Genomic DNA, 20,003 nt, shown 5'->3' with positions numbered 1-20,003 from the left:
AAGTGCGGTCAAAATTAGGGCTATTTTATCGGATCCCTAACCCGAATACAAAGTTTTATTCGGTTCATTTGCAATTTCCCGCGCCAATTTCGGCACCAGATAACCGGAGGTCAGCGCCTGAAAATCTCGATAAATTTCGACCGCACTTTCATCCGGTACGTAAAAATGAGCGGCGCCTTCCACTTTATCCAAAAGGTGCAGATAATAAGGCAAGATCCCGGTTTCAAATAATTTGTCGCTCAGCGTTTTCAAAATCATGGCGTCGTCATTCACATTTTTCAGGAGCACGGACTGATTCAATAATACGACCTGCGCTTGTTTTAATTTCGCCATCGCCCGGGCCAGCGCGTCGTCAATTTCGTTGGGATGATTGATATGCGTCACCAGCACGGTTTTCAGCCGCGTATTTTTCAGCGTTTCGCACAACGCCGGCGTCACCCGTTGCGGAATCACCACCGGCAAACGGGAATGAATCCGCAAACGCTGCAAATGCGGAATATTTTCCAGTTGTTTAATCAGCCAATCCAGCTCGTGATCTTTCGCCATTAACGGATCACCGCCGGAAAAAATCACTTCTTCGATTTGCGGATTTGCCGCAATATATTCCGTTGCTTTACGCCAGTTGGCTTTATTTCCCGCACTCCGATTATAAGGAAAGTGCCTTCTGAAACAATAACGGCAGTTCACTGCGCAAGAATTTTTTACCATAAATAACAATCGGTTACGATATTTATGCAGAATATTGGGCGCCGCCATTTTTTGTTCTTCCAACGGATCTTTACTGAATCCTTCCGCATATAAAAATTCCTGATGAGATGCCATGACTTGCAACAATAACGGATCCCGCGGGTTGCCTTTTTCCATTTTTGCAATAAACGGCATGGGCACGCGCACGCCAAAAAGTTTACGGGCGGCGAAATCCCGTTCGTGAAATTGTCCGGATAAATTCAATATTTTTAACAGTTCGGTGGGATCAGAAACCGCGTTTGCCAGAATTTCCAGCCAATTTTCTTGTTTTGGTTCTTCTCTAACGAGGATATTTTGGGTTAAAATATGCACTTTCTAAATAAGCTCTAAAATTGAGGATAATATGGCTTCATATACTACCACTGACTTCAAACCAGGTCTAAAATTTATGCACGACGGTGAACCTTGCGTCATCGTTGAAAACGAATTCGTTAAACCGGGGAAAGGTCAAGCGTTCACCCGTACCCGTATTCGTAAATTAATTTCCGGAAAAGTGTTAGACGTAAACTTCAAATCCGGAACTTCGGTTGAAGCGGCGGACGTTATGGATTTAAACCTGAACTACTCCTACAAAGACGAAGCGTTCTGGTATTTCATGCATCCTGAAACTTTCGAACAATATTCGGCGGACGCCAAAGCGATCGGCGATGCGGAAAAATGGTTGTTAGACCAGGCGGAATGTATCGTAACCTTATGGAACGGTTCTCCGATTTCCATTACTCCGCCGAACTTTGTCGAATTAGAAGTGGTCGACACCGATCCGGGCCTTAAAGGCGACACCGCCGGCACCGGCGGCAAACCGGCTACATTAAGCACCGGCGCCGTTGTCCGCGTACCGCTTTTCATCCAAATCGGCGAAGTCATCAAAGTGGACACCCGCTCAGGCGAATACGTATCCCGCGTAAAATAATCAAAATATTCCCGTTTAATGCCCGCTTTTAAGCGGGTATTTTTACATCAAAAACATGTAAAAAATCGCCCGCACTTTTATTGTAATCTCCCTTCTTTTTTGCCTGTTTTTCTTTGACGACACACAGAAAAGCGGGTAAATATTAATAGCGTTTCGTTATAAAATAGATCAAATAAATCTTTTTTTTCTATAAGTAGCTGTGCTAAAAATATCGTCAATATCAGCCAGAACACCTTTAAGGAGATTTCACATGACAATTTATGCGGACAATTCATATTCCATCGGTCACACCCCGCTCGTGCGCTTACAACATTTCGGTCAAAACGGCAACGTGGTCGTTAAAATCGAGGGGCGCAATCCGAGTTTCAGCGTAAAATGCCGTATCGGTGCGAATATGGTTTGGCAGGCAGAAAAAGACGGCACCTTAACCAAAGGCAAAGAAATTGTTGACGCCACCAGCGGTAATACGGGGATTGCTCTGGCTTACGTAGCGGCGGCGCGCGGTTACAAAATTACTTTAACCATGCCGGAAACCATGAGCACCGAACGTAAACGTTTATTACGCGGCTTGGGCGTAAATCTTGTGCTCACCGAAGGCGCAAAAGGCATGAAAGGCGCGATTGCCAAAGCGGAAGAAATCGTGGCAAGCGATCCGAACCGTTATATCATGTTAAAACAATTTGAAAACCCGGCTAATCCGGCAATCCACCAACAAACCACCGGCCCTGAAATTTGGGAAGATACGGAAGGAAAAGTGGATGTTGTGGTGGCCGGCGTCGGTACCGGCGGCACAATTACCGGTATCAGTCGCGCTATTAAACTGGACAAAGGCAAACAAATCACTGCGGTTGCGGTGGAACCGGCGGAAAGTCCGGTGATTACGCAAACCCTGAAAGGCGAAGAACCGAAACCGGGTCCGCACAAAATTCAGGGTATCGGCGCCGGCTTTATTCCTAAAAACCTGGATTTAAGCTTAATCGATCGGGTGGAAACCGTAACCAGCGACGAAGCTATCGCGACGGCCCGTCGTTTAATGGCGGAAGAAGGAATTCTGGCGGGCATTTCGTCCGGCGCAGCGGTCGCCGCCGCGGATCGTTTGGCGAAACTGCCGGAATTTGCCGATAAACTTATCGTGGTCATTTTACCTTCCGCTTCGGAGCGTTACTTAAGTACGGCGCTGTTTGAAGGTATCGCCGCTTAATCCGTGTCTGATTCTACCAATTAAAAAGTGCGGTCAAATTTAAAAAATCTTTTTAAAATTTGACCGCACTTTTTCGCATTATTGCGCTTAACCGCGCACCAGTAAATGATGTTTCCGCACGCCGAACAACAACAGCCCGACCGCATAACTGACGGCAGCCAAACCAAGCAACCATGCCAGCCAATGCACGCGAGTCAAAAATTTCATGGCATGCCATTCTTCAAGATTCGGGCTGAAATGCCAAATCAGAGCGCCCATTAACCCCGCCGCCAATAAAACTTTCAAAAAAAAGACCGCACTTTGCCGACTGAAACGATAAACGTCGCGCTTTGCCAATCCGCGATAAAGCAAATAAGCGTTCAAGGTCGCCGACATGGCGGACGCTATGGCCAATCCCACATAACTGAACGGAATAGCCAGAAGATTAAACGCCATGTTGCTCACCATGGCAATAATCCCGATTTTCACCGGCGTTTTCGTATCCTGCCGGGCATAATAGCCGTTCGCCAGAATTTTAATCAGCATAAAACTCAACAAACCGGCATTAATCGCCCATAGCGCGTATGAAGTCGCCTGCACATCGGTCAGCGTAAACTGTCCGCGCATAAACAGCGTTAACAGCATGGGTTGCGCCAATACGGCAATACCGACGGTCGCGGGCACGCCCAACAACAAAATCATACGAACGCCCCAATCCATGGTTTGACGAAAATCCGTCGTACTCTGCGTCACATTATCCGTGCGATTGGCGTGCTGGCGCGCCAATGTCGGCAAAATTACGGTGGAAATGGCGATACCGAACAAGCCGAGAGGAAACTCCAGCAAACGATCGGAATAATACAGCCAGCTGATAGAACCCGTCATCAAAAAACTGGCGATAAAAGTATCCAATAATAAATTAATTTGACTGACGGACACGCCGAATAATGCGGGAATCATCAGAGTACGGATTTTCTTCACGCCTTCGTCGTTCCAAGCCCATTTCGGCTTAACCAACAACTTTGCCTGTTTCAGAAACGGCAGTTGGAATAAAAACTGTAGTAAACCGCCGATAAAAATCCCGATGGCAAGCGCCAAATCCGGATTATCCATGCGCGGCGCCAATAAAAGTGCGGTGGCAATCATGGCAATATTCAGCAACACCGGCGAAAAAGACATCACGCCGAACTTGCCCAGCGTGTTCAGCACCGCGCCGGATAACGCCACAAACGTGATAAACCATAAATAAGGAAAAGTAATTTTCAGCAACAACGAAGCCTGAGTGAATTTCGCCGCATTAGGGCCGTCGTTCAGCCAGTCCACAAACCAACCCGTCCCGAACACGGCGGCGACCACCGGCGATCCGATCATGGCGAATAATGTAACGACGGAAACCAGCCCGCCCAAGGTCCCCGACACTTTGGCGATAAATTCCCGGGTTTTGTTTAAATCGCCGGCTTTCTGATATTCCGCCAAAACCGGAACGAACGCCTGGGAAAACGCCCCTTCCGCAAACAGTCGGCGTAAAAAATTGGGAATGCGATTGGCAAATAAAAACACATCCGCCGCCACTCCGGCTCCGATAATGTTGGCGATCACCACATCCCGTATTAACCCCAATACGCGGGAAAGCAATGTCATAATGCTCACCAGCAGGCTCGATTTTAAAAGTCGTTTACTCAAAATAGCATTCCGTTAACAATAAAAATTGCGTTAATTTTATAGAAATTTAATTTTTAAGCTATATTCCAATGAAAAAAACTGCTAAAATCTCGCCCACATCGTTGATCTCGTCGCGAATGGCTTAATGCGACACCCTAAAACGGTGGAAACATTCGGTTGTGTCTCACCGAAAATCAACAAATTTTTAAATCATATTTAACAGAAATTCGTAGGAGTTTGACCTTGGCTAATATCAAGTCAGCAAAAAAACGTGCGGTTCAATCTGAAAAACGCCGTCAACACAACGCAAGTCAACGTTCAATGATGCGTACATACATCAAAAAAGTATATGCAGCAGTCGCGACAGGTGAAAAATCAGCAGCGCAAGCCGCCTTCGTAGAAATGCAAAAAGTGGTAGACCGTATGGCGTCTAAAGGCTTAATTCACGCAAATAAAGCGGCGAATCACAAATCTAAATTATCCGCTCAGATTAAAAAATTAGCATAATTTAGAAACAGCTAAAAAATTGACCGCACTTTTGTGCGGTTTTTTATTATCGGCGCCATGAGCGACGGCGACGATGATAACTGTTTACCGTCGATTTGACCGGTTTTACGATTCCTTCCGCCGGGTCATGGTTGCGGCGATGAATACGCCGGTAATGCCCCAGGAAATAATGTACCGAACTTGCCAATAATACGCCGACCAAAAAAACGATAATCAATTCACCGTAAAGATGGTGGAACAGCTGGCTCACTTTACTTTTCGTCGCCTGCCCGTATTTAGCGTCGAAGCTGACGCGTAAAAAACCGATTACCGAATTTTCCGCATAAATCGGTTCTACGATCTGCTGCACGCGATCATTTTCATCCTGCCCCAAACCCAAGCGCCGGCGAAGATTCTGCGACGCCGTACTTTGCGCCAGCAATTCGCCGTTATTGGCGTACAGCGAAGCGTCCAGCACTACATCATCATTGATCAGTTTATCCAGGCTTTCCGTTAACTTTTCGCTGTTCGCATTACTTTGCAGCAACATCGAAAACAAATTGGTTTGCTGACGAACCAACAAATGCGACAGATTCGCCACTTGATTCACACCCGCCAGCTGAGAGCCCGTCTGAAATTGTTTAACGCCGAATAAAATCAGCGCCATCACCGCTGCGCATAACAGGATAATCGCCGTAAGCAGCGCCGATTTCAGGATTTTTTCTTTAATAAGCTGCAAATTCTTTACCTAAAATTTGAGAATATGTATGATTGTACCACTTCTAAAATTACAGGATCAAATCTACAGGAATCCCATGCAAAGCATTACGCAAAAATATTCGCCGTTTCCGACCGCACTTTTACCCGGGCAAACCGACAACGGAAAAGATTATTTCATTTTATTCGGCACCGCATTAAATTTACCCGAACTGGCGGATTTTCAGGAAAAGTGCGGGCGAAATTTTGTGATTTTTGATTGCTGGCGCATCGGCGAAAATACGGTCGTTCTGCTACAGGGGCGGTTCGAACGCCGTTATGTGGAATATGCCCACGCATTACGGTTAGACGCCGCCTTAATTGATTTTAACGTACGGTTAAGTCAACCCGGCTTGTTAGTCATGGATATGGATAGCACGGCAATTAAAATTGAATGCATTGACGAAATCGCCAAACTGGCGGGCACCGGCAATGAAGTATCCGCCATTACCGCCGCGGCCATGCGCGGCGAATTGGATTTTGAACAAAGTTTACGCCGCCGGGTCGCCACGCTAAAAGGCGCGTCGGAACAGATTTTGAGCCGGGTTCGCGAACGGCTGCCGTTAATGGAAGGATTACGGGAAACCGTTGCCGCGCTGAAACAACAAAACTGGAAAGTAGCGATTGCATCCGGCGGTTTTACTTATTTCGCCGATTATCTGAAAGAAATGCTGGCGCTCGATGCCGCGGTGTCCAATCAGTTTGAAATTATCGACGGCAAATTGACCGGCCGTCTCAAGGGCGACATTGTGCATGCTCAATACAAAGCGAATACCTTGAAATTGTTGGCGCAGGAATTCGGCGTCGATTTACAAAATACCGTCGCCATCGGTGACGGCGCCAACGATTTAGTCATGATGTCGGCGGCGGATTTAGGCGCCGCATTCCATGCCAAGCCGAAAGTTCAACAACAAGCGCAGGTTATGGTAAACTTTGCGGACTTAACCGGGCTGCTCTGCTTGCTCAGCGCCAATGATAAAGTCCAACGGCTTAAAAATTAAAGATAAGGAGAAAGATCATGCCATCATTTGACATCGTATCGGAAATCGCCATGCACGAAGTGAATAACGCCGTCGAAAACGCCAATCGCGTTTTAACTTCGCGTTATGATTTTCGCGGCGTGGAAGCGGTCATCGAATTAAATGAAAAAAACGAAACCGTAAAACTCACCACCGAATCGGATTTCCAATTGGAACAGTTAATCGAAATCTTAATCGGCGCCTGCGTGAAACGCGGTATCGACAGCACCTCGCTGGATATTCCGGGCGAAAGCGAGCATCACGGTAAACTCTATTCAAAAGAAGTGAAGCTAAAACAAGGCATCGAAACCGAAACGGCGAAAAAAATCACCAAGCTCATTAAAGACAGCAAATTAAAAGTGCAAACTCAGATTCAGGGCGATCAAGTGCGTGTAACGGGCAAATCCCGTGACGATTTACAAGCCGTAATTCAATTAGTAAAAGGCGCGGAACTCGGTCAACCGTTCCAGTTCAATAATTTCCGCGACTGATTTCAGCCTAAAAGTGCGGGCAAAAAATGCAAAGTTTTTTGATTTACAACCGCTGCAAAATTTACAACAAAAAAGGCATCTTTCGATGCCTTTTATTTTATCGGTTATTTGGATTTACGGGAATGCAGCCCTTTTTTCTCTAATCCGCGATAGATTAATTGTTGTTGAATGATAGTGATGACGTTTGACACCAACCAATACAACACCAGGCCCGCCGGGAACCAGAGAAAGAACACGGTAAAGATCACCGGCATAAAATTCATCACTTTTTGCTGCATCGGATCCGCCACCGGAGTCGGGGATAATTTTTGCAACAGGAACATGGAAGCGCCCATGAGCAACGGCAGAATGTAGTACGGATCCTGAGCCGATAAATCCTGAATCCAGCCGAAGAACGGCGCATGACGCAATTCCACCGCTTCCATAAACGTCCAATATAATGCGATGAAAATCGGCATTTGGATTAATAACGGCAAACAACCGCCTAACGGATTGACTTTTTCTTCTTTATAAAGCTTCATCATTTCCTGGCTCATCCGCTGACGATCATCGCCGAAACGTTCGCGCATTTCCTGCAATTTAGGCTGCAACATACGCATTTTAGCCATGGAAGTGTATTGTGCTTTGGTTAACGGATACAAAATGGCTTTCACCACCAAGGTTACCCCGATAATCGCCAAGCCCCAGTTGCTGACTATGCTTTGAATAAAGGTTAATAAGGCAAACAACGGTTTGGCTATGAACCACGCCCAACCGTAATCCACGGTTAAGTCTAAATGTTCGGCCACTTTACCCATTTGGTTTTGCAGTTTCGGACCGGTCCAAAGGGAAGTTTTCAACGTTTCCGTCGCGCCTGCCGGAACCGTTACCGCCGGACCGCGAAAACCGATGAAACCCATGCCGTTATTGGTACTGGTATAAAGCTGATTATCCGCATCCTGGTTCGGAATCCAGGCGGACACGAAATAGTGCTGCAATACGGCGACCCAACCGGCTTTAGTGTCAATCGAAAGATTGGCGCTCTTCATATCATCAAAACTATATTTTTTGTAATTGGTTTCCGAAGAGGAATAAGCGCCGCCGGTATAAGTCGGCATGGCCATGCTGCCGGAACTTTCCACCAACGTATGTTTTAACTGACCGTAAGGCTGAACTTCAATCGCTTCACCGCTTTGGTTGCGAATTTCATAATTCACCCCGATATCGTAAGAACCGCGTTTTAATACGAAGATTTTGCGATAAGTCACGCCGTCTTTTTCAAAGGTAAAGGGTACGCTTAATTCGTCCTGACCGTCGGCTAACACGAAATTGTCGCCGTCAACCTGATAATCCGCACGTCCTGCCGCGCTGTCGATACCGTTCTTACCCACTAAACCGCTTTGTGCGATATAAGTGGTGCCGTTTTGGTTTTCCAATAAGGTGAAACGTTTTTCACTGTTTAATTCTTGCGCATAATTTAACAATTCGCTTTCGATCACGTCACCACCGAGCGTATCCACTTTCAGACGGAATACATCATTCTGCAAAGTAATCACACGGCCTTTTGCCTGGCTGTCCACCGCAGAAGTTGAAGTTGACGAACTGTTCGGCGTATCGGATTGCGAAACCCTTGTTTCCTGAACAACGGGTTTTGGCGCTTTGTCCATTTCCCATTGCTGATAAACCAGGAACGAAATAAAAAGTAAAGCGAGCGCTAATAAGCTACGGCTGGAATTCATTTTTTGTTCTCTTTGGAGTGATTGTCAGATTTAGGCGGCACTGGATCGTAACCACCCGCATTCAAAGGGTGACATTTTAATATACGTTTAAGCGTAAGCCAAGCACCTCTTGCTGCTCCGTGAGTTTTTATCGCTTCTAAACCGTAACAGGAACAGGTCGGTACAAACCGACAACGCGGTCCGATCAGCGGACTGATAACGATCTGATAAAAACGGATCAGCTTGATGAGGACTTTTTCGCCAAGCGAATGTGACGTTGCCATAATTTAGCCAAATTTGCCGTAAATTCCGGATTGTCTAATTTACCGATCCCCGCTTTCGCCACAATTACAAAATCATAATTCGGCAATTCATGCTGCAAAAGCCGAAAGCTTTCGCGACACAATCGTTTGATACGATTACGATCATGAGCGCGTTTTAAATGTTTTTTAGCGACGGTTAATCCTAAACGAGGATTTCCGACCGAATTGGGGCGAGCAAGAATAGTGACTTCGGGAGTCGAAGCGCGTTGAGGATTCTGAAAGACGTGCTTAAAATGCTCAGGGGCTAACAAACGTAGCCCCCGATGAAAGTTCAGACTTTGCTTAATCACGCGAGATTAATAATTAAGCCGATAAAACTTTACGACCTTTAGCGCGACGACGGGCTAAAACCTGACGACCGCTTTTAGTCGCCATACGAGCACGGAAACCGTGAGTACGGCTACGTTTTAATACAGATGGTTGAAATGTACGTTTCATATTAAATCTACCTAAATCAAAAGTTATTGCATTGATCGCTTTATTCGCACTGAAAGCCAAAGCGAACAAAACTATTACTTGAAAACAAGGTTATTCAAAAAATAGGAACGGAATTCTACTGATAAATTCGGCGTTCGTCAAATATGAATAGGCGAAATCCGGCGGATATTTGCATTTTTACCGGTCTCACGCATAAAAAGCGTGGTCGAATTATACGTTTTCCGGGAAAAATCTCAAGTCATTTTTTTGATCCTTTTCACAAGATCTTTTGTCGGTTTTAAGGTAAAATCGTAAACAATTTCGACCGCGCTTTTGGGTCTGTTTCGTTAATCCTATGATAATAAAGATAAAATGAACCGTAATATTTCTTCATTATGGGCCGACTGCCTGCTCCAACTGCAAGATCAAGTGCCTGCGGACAAATTCCAAATGTGGCTGCGTCCGTTACAGGCGGATATTTCGTCTCCCAATCAACTGACCATTTACGTACAAAATTTTTTCAGCCGCCAGTGGGTCGAAAACAATTATTTGTCGGACATCACCAAACTTGCCCGTCAATTAACGGGAAATCCCGATTTCGTCGTGAAACTGGTGGAAGGTGTTAAGCCCGCGCCTAAAGAAAACGTAACCTCTGCCGGCGCCAAGCAAAATTCGGAAAGTGCGGTCAATTCCGAGCAAGATTTTCAGCCCGTTGAATTTAAAACCGGCTTGAACGGCAATCATCTGTTTGAAAATTTTGTGGAAGGAAAATCCAACCAACTGGCCCGCGCAGTGGGTATTAAAGTCGCCAACAATCCGGGTGACAAAACCGCGAATCCGCTGTTTTTATACGGTGGCACGGGATTAGGCAAAACGCATTTGTTACACGCCGTAGGTAACGGCATTCTGGCCAACAATCCGAGCGCTCGCGTACTTTACATTCATGCGGAACGTTTTGTACAAGAATATGTAAAAGCCACAAAATTAGGCGCCGCGGAAAATTTTAAGAAATTTTATCGCAATCTGGACGCATTGCTTATCGACGATATCCAGTTCTTTGCGGGGAAAGAACTCACTCAAGAAGAATTCTTTAATACTTTCAACAACTTATTCGAAGGCGAAAAACAAATCATTTTGACCTCGGATCGCTACCCGCGGGAAATCGAAAAAATCGAAGATCGTTTAAAATCCCGTTTCAGCTGGGGACTTAGCGTCGCCATCGAACCGCCCGAATTAGAGACGCGCGTCGCGATTTTGATGAAAAAAGCCGAAGAACGCGGCGTAAATTTAACGGAAGAAGTGGCATTTTTCATCGGCCAGAAATTACGCACCCACGTACGGGAACTGGAAGGCGCCCTGAATCGAGTTATCGCCAACGCCGAATTTACCGGTAAAACCATTACCATTGATTTTGTGCGCGACACTTTAAAAGATATGCTGGCGTTACAAGACAAGTTAGTGACCATTGATAACATTCAGAAAGTCGTGGCGGAATATTATCGCATCAAAGTTTCCGATTTGAACTCGAAAAACCGTTCCCGTTCCGTAGCCCGTCCGCGTCAACTGGCAATGGCGCTGGCAAAAGAGCTGACCAACCGCAGTTTCCCTGAAATCGGTAAAAATTTCGGCGGCAAAGACCATACCACCGTTATTTACGCTTGTGATAAAATTCAGGAGTTACGGGAAACCGACAGCAGTATTCAAGAAGACTGGTCAAATTTAATCCGTACGTTATCCGCATAAGAATCAGGGAGAAAACCATGCAGTTTATCGTTTCAAGAGAAAATCTGTTAAAACCGTTACAACAGGTCTGCGGCGTATTAAGCTCTCGCCCTAATGTTCCTGTGCTGAACAATGTTTTGTTACAAATTGAAGGCAACCGCTTAACCATCACCGGCACGGATCTGGAAGTGGAATTATCCGCCCAAGCGCAATTGGACAGCGCAGGCGAAGGCACCTTTACCATTCCGGCCAGAAAATTCCTGGATATTTGTCGCAGTTTACCCGAAAATGCCGTCATTACGGTGGATTTCGAAGAAGATCGCGCAATTGTTCGTTCCGGTCGCACCACATTTAATCTGGCGACATTTCCCGCCGAGGAATACCCGAATCTCGCCGACTGGCAATCGGAAGTGGATTTCACCGTCAGTCAGGCGACGATACGCCGTTTAATTGAAGCCACCCAATTTTCCATGGCAAACAACGATGCCCGTTATTTCTTAAACGGCATGAAATTTGAAACGGAAGATAATTTGCTGCGTACTGTGGCGACAGACGGACACCGCCTTGCGGTTTGTACCATCGAGTTAGATCAGGATTTGCAAAATCACTCCGTTATTCTGCCGCGCAAAGGCGTGCTGGAATTGGCGCGGTTACTGGACGCCGCCAGCGAACAGCCCGCCCGTTTACAAATCGGCACCAATAATTTCCGCGTCGAATTAGGTTCCGTGGTATTCACCTCAAAACTTATCGACGGGCGTTTCCCGGATTATCGACGCGTCTTGCCGCGCAATGCCGATCGTATTTTAGAATCGGATTGGGAAAGTTTAAAACAATCTTTTGTTCGCGCCTCCATTCTTTCCAGCGAGAAAGTGCGCACCGTGCGTTTGGAGCTCAATCAAAACCAATTAACCATTACGGCAAAAAATCCGGAACAAGAGGAAGTGGAGGAAATCCTCGATGTCTCCTATCAAAGCGAACCGATCGAGATTGGTTTCAACGTCAGTTATGTGTTGGACGTGTTGAATGCGTTGAAATGCCGTCGTGTTCGCGTGCGTTTTACGGATGCTTCGTCAAGCTGTTTAATCGAAGATTGCGAAGATAATACGGCCGAATACGTCATTATGCCGATGAAACTTTAAAAAAACGTTCAAATTTTTGACCGCACTTTAATGGCTATTTCACGTTTAATTATTGAGAACTTCCGTAATTTAGCTGCCGTGGATCTGGAATTCGACCACGGCTTTAACTTTCTGGTGGGCAATAACGGCAGCGGAAAAACCAGTTTACTGGAAAGTATTTTCTATCTCGGGCACGGGCGTTCCTTTAAGAGTTCGGTCACCACGCGGATTATCACCTACGACAAACCTTATTTTACTCTGCACGGACGCATTCGGGAGCAACAACACGAATGGTCGGTGGGGCTGCAAAAACAACGCAAAGAAGGGCTGACCATCGTAAAAATCAACGGTGAAGACGGTAATAAAATTTCCGATTTGGCGCATTTGCTGCCCATGCAAATCATTACGCCGGAAGGGCTCACTTTGCTTAACGGCGGGCCGGCTTACCGCCGGGCATTTCTGGACTGGGGTTTGTTTCACCACCAACCGAGTTTCCATTCCGCCTGGTCGGCGTTAAACCGCTTGCTCAGGCAGCGAAACGCAGCATTGCAACAAACCAACGATTACGCGGATTTACATATTTGGGATGTGGAGCTCGCTAAATTAGCCCATCAGGTTAGCCTTTGGCGTGCTCATTATGCGGAAGCTTTACGTCCGGAAATCGAGCAAACCTGTCGTTCATTTCTGCCCGAATTGGACATTCAGGTGAGCTTTCACCAAGGTTGGGATAAAAATACGGACTACGGCGATTTATTGCGTGAAAATTTTGCCCGAGACAAGCATATCGGCTATACGGTTTCCGGTCCGCAGAAAGCCGATTTCCGTTTTAAAGCCAACGGATTGCCTGTCGAAGACGTGCTTTCCCGCGGCCAGCTAAAATTGCTGATGTGTGCGTTACGCCTGGCGCAAGGCGAACATTTGATGGCGCAAAAAAAACGCGCCTGTATTTTTTTAATCGACGATTTTGCCTCCGAACTGGACGAAACCAGACGCGCGCTGTTAGCCGAACGTTTACAAAAAAGTCATTCTCAAGTTTTCATTACGGCAATTACCGCGGAGCAGCTTAAACAAATGCAGCCGGAAAAGCACCGCACTTTTTCCGTAAATAACGGTATAATTTCATTGTAACAACCGTTTAATTGACCGAACCTTAGTCTTATGCCAAAAATACAAGCTCGATTATTTTGTCAAAGTTTATACGTCACCCTATATTTTTTAGCCGCTTCGGTTATTCCTTTCGCGGCATTACTGGTCGACACCGTTTATCTTCAAAATTCCGTCGGTGAAGAATCCGTCGTGGAATATTGTCAGGATATTTTCCTTATCATACTCAGCGTTTTATTTTTTCGGCAGGCTCACCGACATAAGGAAGCGCGCAGCGGGTTCTTATTAATGGGATTTTTCTTTCTTACCATGCTGATCCGCGAGACGGATAACATATTCGACATGCTTATTTATCACGGTAGCTGGAGCCTTTTTGCCGCCCCGATTGCCACTTTTGCCGTAGTTTACGCCTTACTAAATGAAACCGAAACCTTAAACGCCTTAACGGATTTTACTCAATCCAAAGAATTTTACAGTTTCATCATCGGTTTATTGCTGGTATTGGTGATCTCCCGTCTTATCGGCATGAGTTGGCTTTGGCGTTCAATTTTCTATTACGCGTATCCTCGCATCGTAAAAAATATTGCGGAAGAATACACGGAGTTATTAGGCTACTCCATTATGTGCTTCTCCTGCATAAAATATATTAGAAGCAAGGCTTGATGAATAAAATGTGAAAATCGCCATTGCCGTTTCAGCGGTCAATGGCGATTTTTATTCGTTATTCATTAAAAAGCATTATTCCTGCCAGAATTTTTTCTTCGAGGTTTTACCTATTCCCGGATTAAAACTGTTAGTCGGATCCAGCGCTTTATAAAATTTCCGTAGCGCCGGTTTCGCTTCATATAAGTGTCCGACGTTATGCTCGGCGGGATATTGCGCTCCGCGCCGATCCAGCAACTGCAACATATCATGTTCCACTTTTTCATAATCACAACCTTTCTTGATAATGTAATCCTGATGAAAAACATGGCACATAAAATGCCCGTAATACAGTTTATGCATAATTTGCGCGTCAATTTCCGGCGGTAGAGTCTCAAACCAATCGGGATCATTACGGCGCAAGGCAATATCCAACGCTACGATTTCTTCGACTTCTTCCGAATGAATCGCACGATAACGAATCGCCGCGGAAGCCACGGCAAAACGATGCAGCATCGCCGCCTGAGTTTCCGCCGCATTGCATTCGAAATAAGCACCTTTGTCGCCGTCCTTAAAATAATCCGCCAGATAAGCGCGCGCTTCCTCAACACCTTTACCGCCCATTTTTAAAATTAAATGGTGTTGATAACGCTCCCGATACTGCCATAAGCTTTGCGGCAGATGTTCGGGGATGAATTTGGAACACCATTGCATAAATTTATCGCTAAAATGAGCAGACACAAAAGGCAGCTTTTTACTCAGGCGATCCACATTGGCTTTTAAAGCGAACAGTTTCGGCAACCAATCCGTGCCGAATTTCTTAATCACCCAGAACGTATCCTTGCCGTAACGGGCGGCAATATCGAAGGCATCGCGATGAATATACTCGCCGGAGATCGGCAACTCTTCAAAATCGGAAAGCATATGGCGACGTAATTCGGTGAGCACTGACGTTTGATTGGTGCCGATATAAAACACGGCGGTATTTTTTTCCAGCGGAAAAGTATCCAAACGCACCGCAAAAATCGCCAACTTACCCGCGCTGCCGGAAGCTTCGTAATGGCGGGCGGGATCCGCATTAAACCGCGCCGGCGAATCTTCGTTCACCTGGCGGACATGATGACAATAGTTGTGGTCATGTCCGTTCCCGCAATTTTGCTCAATATCTTTTTGCTGATAACGGTGATTTTGCAAATTCGTCAGTATTTCTTCCGGCGTCGTGCCTAAATCTATGCCTAAATGGTTTTTCAGCTCCAGTTCGCCGTTTTCATTCAACTGAGCAAACAATGCCATTTCTGTATATGCCGGACCGCGTTGTACCAAGGCGCCACCCGAATTATTGCACACCCCGCCGATCACGGAAGCGCCGATGCAGGACGAACCAATCACCGAATGCGGTTCCCGTCCGTGCGGTTTCAGCACATTCTCCAATTTATTGAGCGTAGAACCGGGAAAACACACTACTTGCCGCGCATCATTGATCACCTGAATATTGTCCATGCGCATGGTATTGATGATCACAATAGGTCGGTCGTAATCGTTACCGCTCGGCGTCGAACCGCCCGTCAGCCCCGTATTCGCGGCTTGATTAATCACAATAACGTCCTCTTCTACGCAGGCTTTTAACACGCGCCAGAATTCCAGTAAATCGGCGGGACGGACCACCGCCAGCGCATTTCCCGAACCGAAACGGTAACCGCTGCGATACGCCTCCGTTTTGCTCGGCTCGGTGATAATATGGGAAGGCGTGACGATTTGAGTTAAGGTTGAAAGCAATTGTTGTATCGACATATTGTTGTCCTTTTGTGAAAACATAACAATATGATAACAAATTTAATCGGTTATGATTGAAGCAAATCTGTGATGTTCGTCACAAAATATAAAAGTGCGGGCAAAAAAACTTTCATTTTTTTGCCCGCACTTTTCATTCTATCCGTTTAATCTTCCCGTTGCAGAATTTGCTGGATTTTCGCCATGGTTTGTTGATCGTGTTCCAGCGCAACCTTAATCATTTCTTTATTCTGGAATTTCCGCTTATAACTCGGATCATGCACCATCGCCATCAAACGGACGCGATGACGGTTTTCTTCATAATACACCCGAGTGATTTCCTCAATGCGTTCGTTGTCGATATCGCCCAAATCTTCCAACGCATAACGGGCGGTGCGCAAAGCGGAATCAAAGGTTTCGCGAACCTGACGATCGGCGCCTCTTTCATATAATTCAAAAACATGGAATAAATCATAAGCGCGCGACAGAATACGCAGATTCGGATTCATTTTCCGCGCCATCGTCACGATATGCGTGGCTTTCGCCTTATTCCCCGAAGTCACAATCAGCATTTTGGCGGATTCAATGCCCGCATGATGCAGAATTTCCGGACGCTCCGCGTTACCGTAATAGGCTTTTATCCCCAACTTGCGCATGCCCGTAATGATTTCTTCGTCACGGTCAATAATGGTGACTTTATGATTGGTCATGGTCAGCACTTCATTGATAACCTGCCCGAAACGACCGAATCCCACCATAATAATCGGCCGGACTTCATCGATATGATCCGCCTCCCGCTCCTCATCCGGCTTACGTAAACGCGGCTCCAGATATTTTTTATGAAGTAAAATGAAAAGCGGACTGAAGACCATAGACAACACGATAATCGCGATACCGTTGGCTTGCTGTTGCGGTGTAATGACGCGCTGACCGGCTGCGGCGGCAAAAATAACGAAAGCGAACTCGCCCCCCAAGGCCATCACGAAAGCGCGATCCAACGCTTCGGCAAAGCCGGAACGGGTTAATAATGCCGCCAAGAATACACCCAAACCGTTCACCATCATCAAGGCTATCACGCCGAATAAAATAAACCAGAAATGGGCGAACACCAGATCGAGATCCAAAGACATGCCGACACCGAGGAAAAACAGACCGAGCAACAGCCCGCGGAACGGTTCAATATCCGCTTCCAACTGATGGCGGAAACTGGAATTGGACAACAACACGCCCGCCACAAAAGCGCCCATCGCAGAAGAAAGTCCCGCATGTTCCATTAATAACGCGGAACCGAGCACCACCAACAAAGCCGCCGCCGTCATCATTTCCCGCAATTTGGTCCAGGCCAAAGCTTTAAATAACGGATTCAGCAACCAAATTCCCGACACGATTAAGATGGTTAAGGAACCCGTTCCGACGGCAAATTTCTGCCACAAAGGTTCGTGAGCGGCGTTATCGGTCACGGGAGAAAGAAAAGCCACTATGGCAAGCAACGGAACAATCAGCAAATCTTCAAACAGCAAAATGGAAATCATTTTCTGTCCTCGCGGTGTCCCCATGTCATTGCGTTCGCTCAGTATTTGCATCACGATAGCCGTGGAATTCAGCACAAAACCCGAAGCGATAATAAATGCCATTTGCCAGGAAAAACCCAAACAGATTTTGCCCGCCAGCATAACCAGCGAACCGCTCAGCAGCACCTGTAACAGCCCCAACCCGAAAATCTGTTTACGCAATCCCCATAGATGAGAAGGTTTCATTTCCAGACCGATCAGAAACAAAAACATCACCACGCCCAGTTCCGCTACATGAATAATGGATTGCGGTTCGGTAAACAAGCGTAATCCGAAAGGCCCGATAATCAAACCGGCGGCGAGATAACCCAGTACGGAACCTAAGCCCAAGCGCTTAAACAAAGGCACGGCAATAATTGCCGCACCTAATAACGTCACCACATGTACTAATTGGTTTGCACCTTCTACCGCCGCCATCAGACTCGATTCCCCACGAAAAAAATGAAATTAAAAATTTTTCATTATTCTAGCAAAAATTTTACAAATTTTAACCGCACTTTTACCTGAAAAATAAAAAATCCCCCGAACAAATGCAGGAGATTTTCCAATTACGCTTTACGACAGCAAACGGCAATAAAATTCAGCTTTCGCTCGGGATCATTAAACACTTTGAACATATTCTTAAAAGTGACGCGATTTTCCGCTTTCAACGCGTTTTTCATAATTCTCAATGTTCCCAATACGCCTTCGTCGTAAATCATTCCCAACGGCGAAAGTAAAGTCATATTACCGTTTAAAGTCTCCACTCTAACAAAACCAATTTTCTCAAACAACGATTTCCAACCGTCTCGGGTTAGCGGCGTTACGGTAACGTTAATCGCTTGCCGTAGCTGTTGTAACACTGTTTCGCTGTCTTCCGTCGTCAACATCACATCATGAGTTAACAGCACACCGCCCGGCTTAAGTACGCGAAAATATTCCGTCACCGCTTTTTGTTTCGCCGGTAACGGCAACATTGTCAACATGGCTTCATTAATCACAACATCAAAGGTTTCATCAGCAAAAGGCAACTTCATCGCATTGGCTCGCTGGACATGAATCAAATTCCGTACCCCTTGCGCAACAATATTGCGCTCGGCTTTGGATAACGCCGTTTCATCCAAATCCACGCCTTCAATATGACAACCGAACCGTTTCGCCAGTCCGATAGCGGTGGTTCCCATATTACACGCCACTTCCAATACCTTTTTATCCGGTGTAAAACGTCCCTGTTCAATCAGCCATTCCGTGGCTTTACGGCCGCCGGGGCGTAAGCGGGTTTTACCTAACCGAGCCAAAAAATTATGTCCGACTTCATCTTTTTTCATTGCGCACTCCTCTCTTCTTATACCTGACTAAATATATCGGATTAAAAAGATGAAATCTATTCTTATTTGCAATAAAAAGTGCGGTCAATTTTCGACATATTTTTTCGAGTGAAAAACACGTGAAATTTTGCCCGCACTTTGCGTTTTTATCAAATATTAACGGGTGCCGAACACCACAATGGTTTTGCCGTGCGCCGCAATCAGGTTGTCATCTTCCAGCAATTTCAGCACGCGCCCGACGGTTTCCCGCGAACATCCCACCATTTGCCCGATTTCCTGGCGAGTAATTTTAATCTGCATGCCGTCCGGATGTGTCATGGCGTCCGGCAGTTTTGCCAAGTTCATCAGAGTTTGCGCAATACGTCCCGTGACATCAAGAAACGCCAAATTGGTTACTTGACGCGAGGTATTTTGCAGACGATGAGAAAGCTGTCCCGCCAAATTCATCAGAATTTCGGGATTCACTTGCAATAGCTGACGAAATTTTTTATATGACACTTCCGCCACTTCGCAGGACGTCCGCGCTTTCACCCAAGCCGTGCGCACTTGATTTTCCTCAAACAAACCGACTTCGCCAAAAAATTCGCCTTCACTGAGATACGACAAAATCATTTCTTTGCCGTCTTCATCCTTCGCCATGACAATCGCCGAGCCCTTCACTAAATAATAGAGCGTATCGGCTTTTTCGCCCGCATGGATTAACGTTGTTTTGGTCGGATATTTATGGATATGACAATGGGACACGAACCAATCTATCGTCGGGTCAAGCGACACCGATTGTTGCTCAGCCGGTTCGGCCGCCAATTCCTGTTCTTTCTTTAGCATAAAATCACTCCATACTTATGCTTTGACTTAACGGGTCAAAAACGAATCTTTATCTTTAATATCAATCGTTTCATGCAATTCTGACCAAACAATCACCGCACTTCCCGAACGAATTAAGCTTAATAAATTGTTAACTTTTTGCTCTAAGGAAAGTTCTTCAAATCCGTAATCCGTCCCCTCGCGCAAAACGAAGCTTTCCGCAATATTTTTCAGCGTTTCGTCTTCTAAGGATTGCCAAGGAATGATCATCCCTCCT

General features: G+C 46.1%; 21 protein-coding genes. 9 read left to right on the top strand and 12 right to left on the bottom strand.

The genetic code is table 11. The features are described from left to right. Nucleotides 1–36: 36 nt before the first annotated feature. Nucleotides 37–1,059, bottom strand: coding sequence for an EF-P beta-lysylation protein EpmB (epmB, locus tag P7M01_RS02800; protein ID WP_317482948.1), 1,023 nt, complete (start codon nucleotides 1,057–1,059; stop codon nucleotides 37–39). A 31-nt stretch (nucleotides 1,060–1,090) separates the two neighbouring features. Between epmB and efp the strand changes: the two genes are divergently transcribed. Both efp and cysK read left to right on the top strand, forming a co-directional pair. After that, nucleotides 1,091–1,657 carry an elongation factor P gene (gene efp, locus P7M01_RS02795; RefSeq protein ID WP_317477623.1) on the top strand — a complete coding sequence of 189 codons (567 nt, stop codon included), beginning with the start codon at nucleotides 1,091–1,093 and terminating at the stop codon, nucleotides 1,655–1,657. 250 nt (nucleotides 1,658–1,907) lie between these two features. Continuing rightward, entirely contained in the window at nucleotides 1,908–2,858 is a 951-nt protein-coding gene (gene cysK / locus P7M01_RS02790; protein ID WP_317475573.1) for a cysteine synthase A, read from the top strand. An 87-nt stretch (nucleotides 2,859–2,945) separates the two neighbouring features. Here cysK and murJ read toward each other — a convergent pair whose 3' ends face one another. After that, nucleotides 2,946–4,520 carry a murein biosynthesis integral membrane protein MurJ gene (murJ, locus tag P7M01_RS02785; protein ID WP_317475572.1) on the bottom strand — a complete coding sequence of 525 codons (1,575 nt, stop codon included), beginning with the start codon at nucleotides 4,518–4,520 and terminating at the stop codon, nucleotides 2,946–2,948. A 222-nt stretch (nucleotides 4,521–4,742) separates the two neighbouring features. Here murJ and rpsT point away from each other — a divergent pair, with 222 nt between their 5' ends. Beyond that, entirely contained in the window at nucleotides 4,743–5,006 is a 264-nt protein-coding gene (gene rpsT, locus P7M01_RS02780; RefSeq protein ID WP_202936794.1) for a 30S ribosomal protein S20, read from the top strand. 46 nt (nucleotides 5,007–5,052) lie between these two features. Here rpsT and P7M01_RS02775 read toward each other — a convergent pair whose 3' ends face one another. Beyond that, nucleotides 5,053–5,724 carry a YtjB family periplasmic protein gene (locus P7M01_RS02775; protein ID WP_317480651.1) on the bottom strand — a complete coding sequence of 224 codons (672 nt, stop codon included), beginning with the start codon at nucleotides 5,722–5,724 and terminating at the stop codon, nucleotides 5,053–5,055. A gap of 76 nt (nucleotides 5,725–5,800) precedes the next feature. Here P7M01_RS02775 and serB point away from each other — a divergent pair, with 76 nt between their 5' ends. Together serB and P7M01_RS02765 are read left to right on the top strand one after the other, a co-directional pair. Further along, nucleotides 5,801–6,742, top strand: coding sequence for a phosphoserine phosphatase (gene serB, locus P7M01_RS02770; RefSeq protein ID WP_317480652.1), 942 nt, complete (start codon nucleotides 5,801–5,803; stop codon nucleotides 6,740–6,742). A 17-nt stretch (nucleotides 6,743–6,759) separates the two neighbouring features. After that, entirely contained in the window at nucleotides 6,760–7,251 is a 492-nt protein-coding gene (locus P7M01_RS02765; protein ID WP_317477620.1) for a YajQ family cyclic di-GMP-binding protein, read from the top strand. 104 nt (nucleotides 7,252–7,355) lie between these two features. Here the strand turns inward: P7M01_RS02765 and yidC are convergent, their stop codons facing one another. Genes yidC through rpmH form a run of 4 tightly spaced genes read right to left on the bottom strand, consistent with a single transcriptional unit; the run spans nucleotide 7,356 to nucleotide 9,709 of the window. Beyond that, nucleotides 7,356–8,969, bottom strand: a complete 1,614-nt coding sequence (yidC, locus tag P7M01_RS02760; RefSeq protein ID WP_317482947.1) for a membrane protein insertase YidC — start codon at nucleotides 8,967–8,969, stop codon at nucleotides 7,356–7,358. After that, nucleotides 8,966–9,232: a membrane protein insertion efficiency factor YidD gene (gene yidD / locus P7M01_RS02755; protein ID WP_202936789.1), complete on the bottom strand. Its 267-nt coding sequence runs from the start codon at nucleotides 9,230–9,232 to the stop codon at nucleotides 8,966–8,968. The genes yidC and yidD overlap by 4 nt, the downstream gene beginning before the upstream one ends. After that, nucleotides 9,187–9,561 (bottom strand): ribonuclease P protein component, encoded by a 375-nt coding sequence (gene rnpA, locus P7M01_RS02750; protein WP_202936788.1) that lies wholly within the window; start codon nucleotides 9,559–9,561, stop codon nucleotides 9,187–9,189. Before rnpA ends, yidD begins: the two co-directional genes overlap by 46 nt. A gap of 13 nt (nucleotides 9,562–9,574) precedes the next feature. Beyond that, on the bottom strand, nucleotides 9,575–9,709 hold the full coding sequence (rpmH, locus tag P7M01_RS02745) for a 50S ribosomal protein L34 (RefSeq protein ID WP_317475568.1): 135 nt from the start codon (nucleotides 9,707–9,709) through the stop codon (nucleotides 9,575–9,577). Nucleotides 9,710–10,060: 351 nt separating this feature from the next. Here rpmH and dnaA point away from each other — a divergent pair, with 351 nt between their 5' ends. From dnaA to P7M01_RS02725, 4 genes are read left to right on the top strand one after another with little or no spacing between them, the layout of a single operon-like run. Beyond that, nucleotides 10,061–11,431, top strand: a complete 1,371-nt coding sequence (gene dnaA, locus P7M01_RS02740; protein WP_317482946.1) for a chromosomal replication initiator protein DnaA — start codon at nucleotides 10,061–10,063, stop codon at nucleotides 11,429–11,431. A gap of 17 nt (nucleotides 11,432–11,448) precedes the next feature. Then, nucleotides 11,449–12,549, top strand: coding sequence for a DNA polymerase III subunit beta (gene dnaN, locus P7M01_RS02735; protein WP_317482945.1), 1,101 nt, complete (start codon nucleotides 11,449–11,451; stop codon nucleotides 12,547–12,549). Between the two features lie 30 nt (nucleotides 12,550–12,579). Next, complete coding sequence (recF, locus tag P7M01_RS02730; protein WP_317482944.1) at nucleotides 12,580–13,656, top strand: DNA replication/repair protein RecF; 1,077 nt, start codon at nucleotides 12,580–12,582, stop codon at nucleotides 13,654–13,656. Between the two features lie 30 nt (nucleotides 13,657–13,686). Next, nucleotides 13,687–14,295 carry a hypothetical protein gene (locus P7M01_RS02725; RefSeq protein ID WP_202936783.1) on the top strand — a complete coding sequence of 203 codons (609 nt, stop codon included), beginning with the start codon at nucleotides 13,687–13,689 and terminating at the stop codon, nucleotides 14,293–14,295. 75 nt (nucleotides 14,296–14,370) lie between these two features. Here the strand turns inward: P7M01_RS02725 and dld are convergent, their stop codons facing one another. The 5 genes from dld to P7M01_RS02700 form a co-directional block, all read right to left on the bottom strand. Further along, on the bottom strand, nucleotides 14,371–16,065 hold the full coding sequence (dld, locus tag P7M01_RS02720) for a D-lactate dehydrogenase (protein WP_317482943.1): 1,695 nt from the start codon (nucleotides 16,063–16,065) through the stop codon (nucleotides 14,371–14,373). A 146-nt stretch (nucleotides 16,066–16,211) separates the two neighbouring features. Beyond that, nucleotides 16,212–18,032 carry a monovalent cation:proton antiporter-2 (CPA2) family protein gene (locus P7M01_RS02715; RefSeq protein WP_317475565.1) on the bottom strand — a complete coding sequence of 607 codons (1,821 nt, stop codon included), beginning with the start codon at nucleotides 18,030–18,032 and terminating at the stop codon, nucleotides 16,212–16,214. A 131-nt stretch (nucleotides 18,033–18,163) separates the two neighbouring features. Continuing rightward, entirely contained in the window at nucleotides 18,164–18,922 is a 759-nt protein-coding gene (locus tag P7M01_RS02710) for a class I SAM-dependent methyltransferase (RefSeq protein WP_317482942.1), read from the bottom strand. 156 nt (nucleotides 18,923–19,078) lie between these two features. After that, on the bottom strand, nucleotides 19,079–19,747 hold the full coding sequence (gene crp, locus P7M01_RS02705) for a cAMP-activated global transcriptional regulator CRP (RefSeq protein WP_202936779.1): 669 nt from the start codon (nucleotides 19,745–19,747) through the stop codon (nucleotides 19,079–19,081). 27 nt (nucleotides 19,748–19,774) lie between these two features. Then, the gene (locus tag P7M01_RS02700) at nucleotides 19,775–19,996 is read right to left on the bottom strand and encodes a YheU family protein (protein WP_317479904.1); all 222 of its coding nucleotides are present in this window, start codon (nucleotides 19,994–19,996) and stop codon (nucleotides 19,775–19,777) included. Nucleotides 19,997–20,003: the final 7 nt, after the last annotated feature.

The organism is Exercitatus varius, assembly GCF_029577735.1.
GTDB lineage: Bacteria > Pseudomonadota > Gammaproteobacteria > Enterobacterales > Pasteurellaceae > Exercitatus > Exercitatus varius.
The sequence above is the reverse complement of the archived record's forward strand: the minus strand, read 5'-3'. Positions and strand labels throughout refer to the sequence as shown.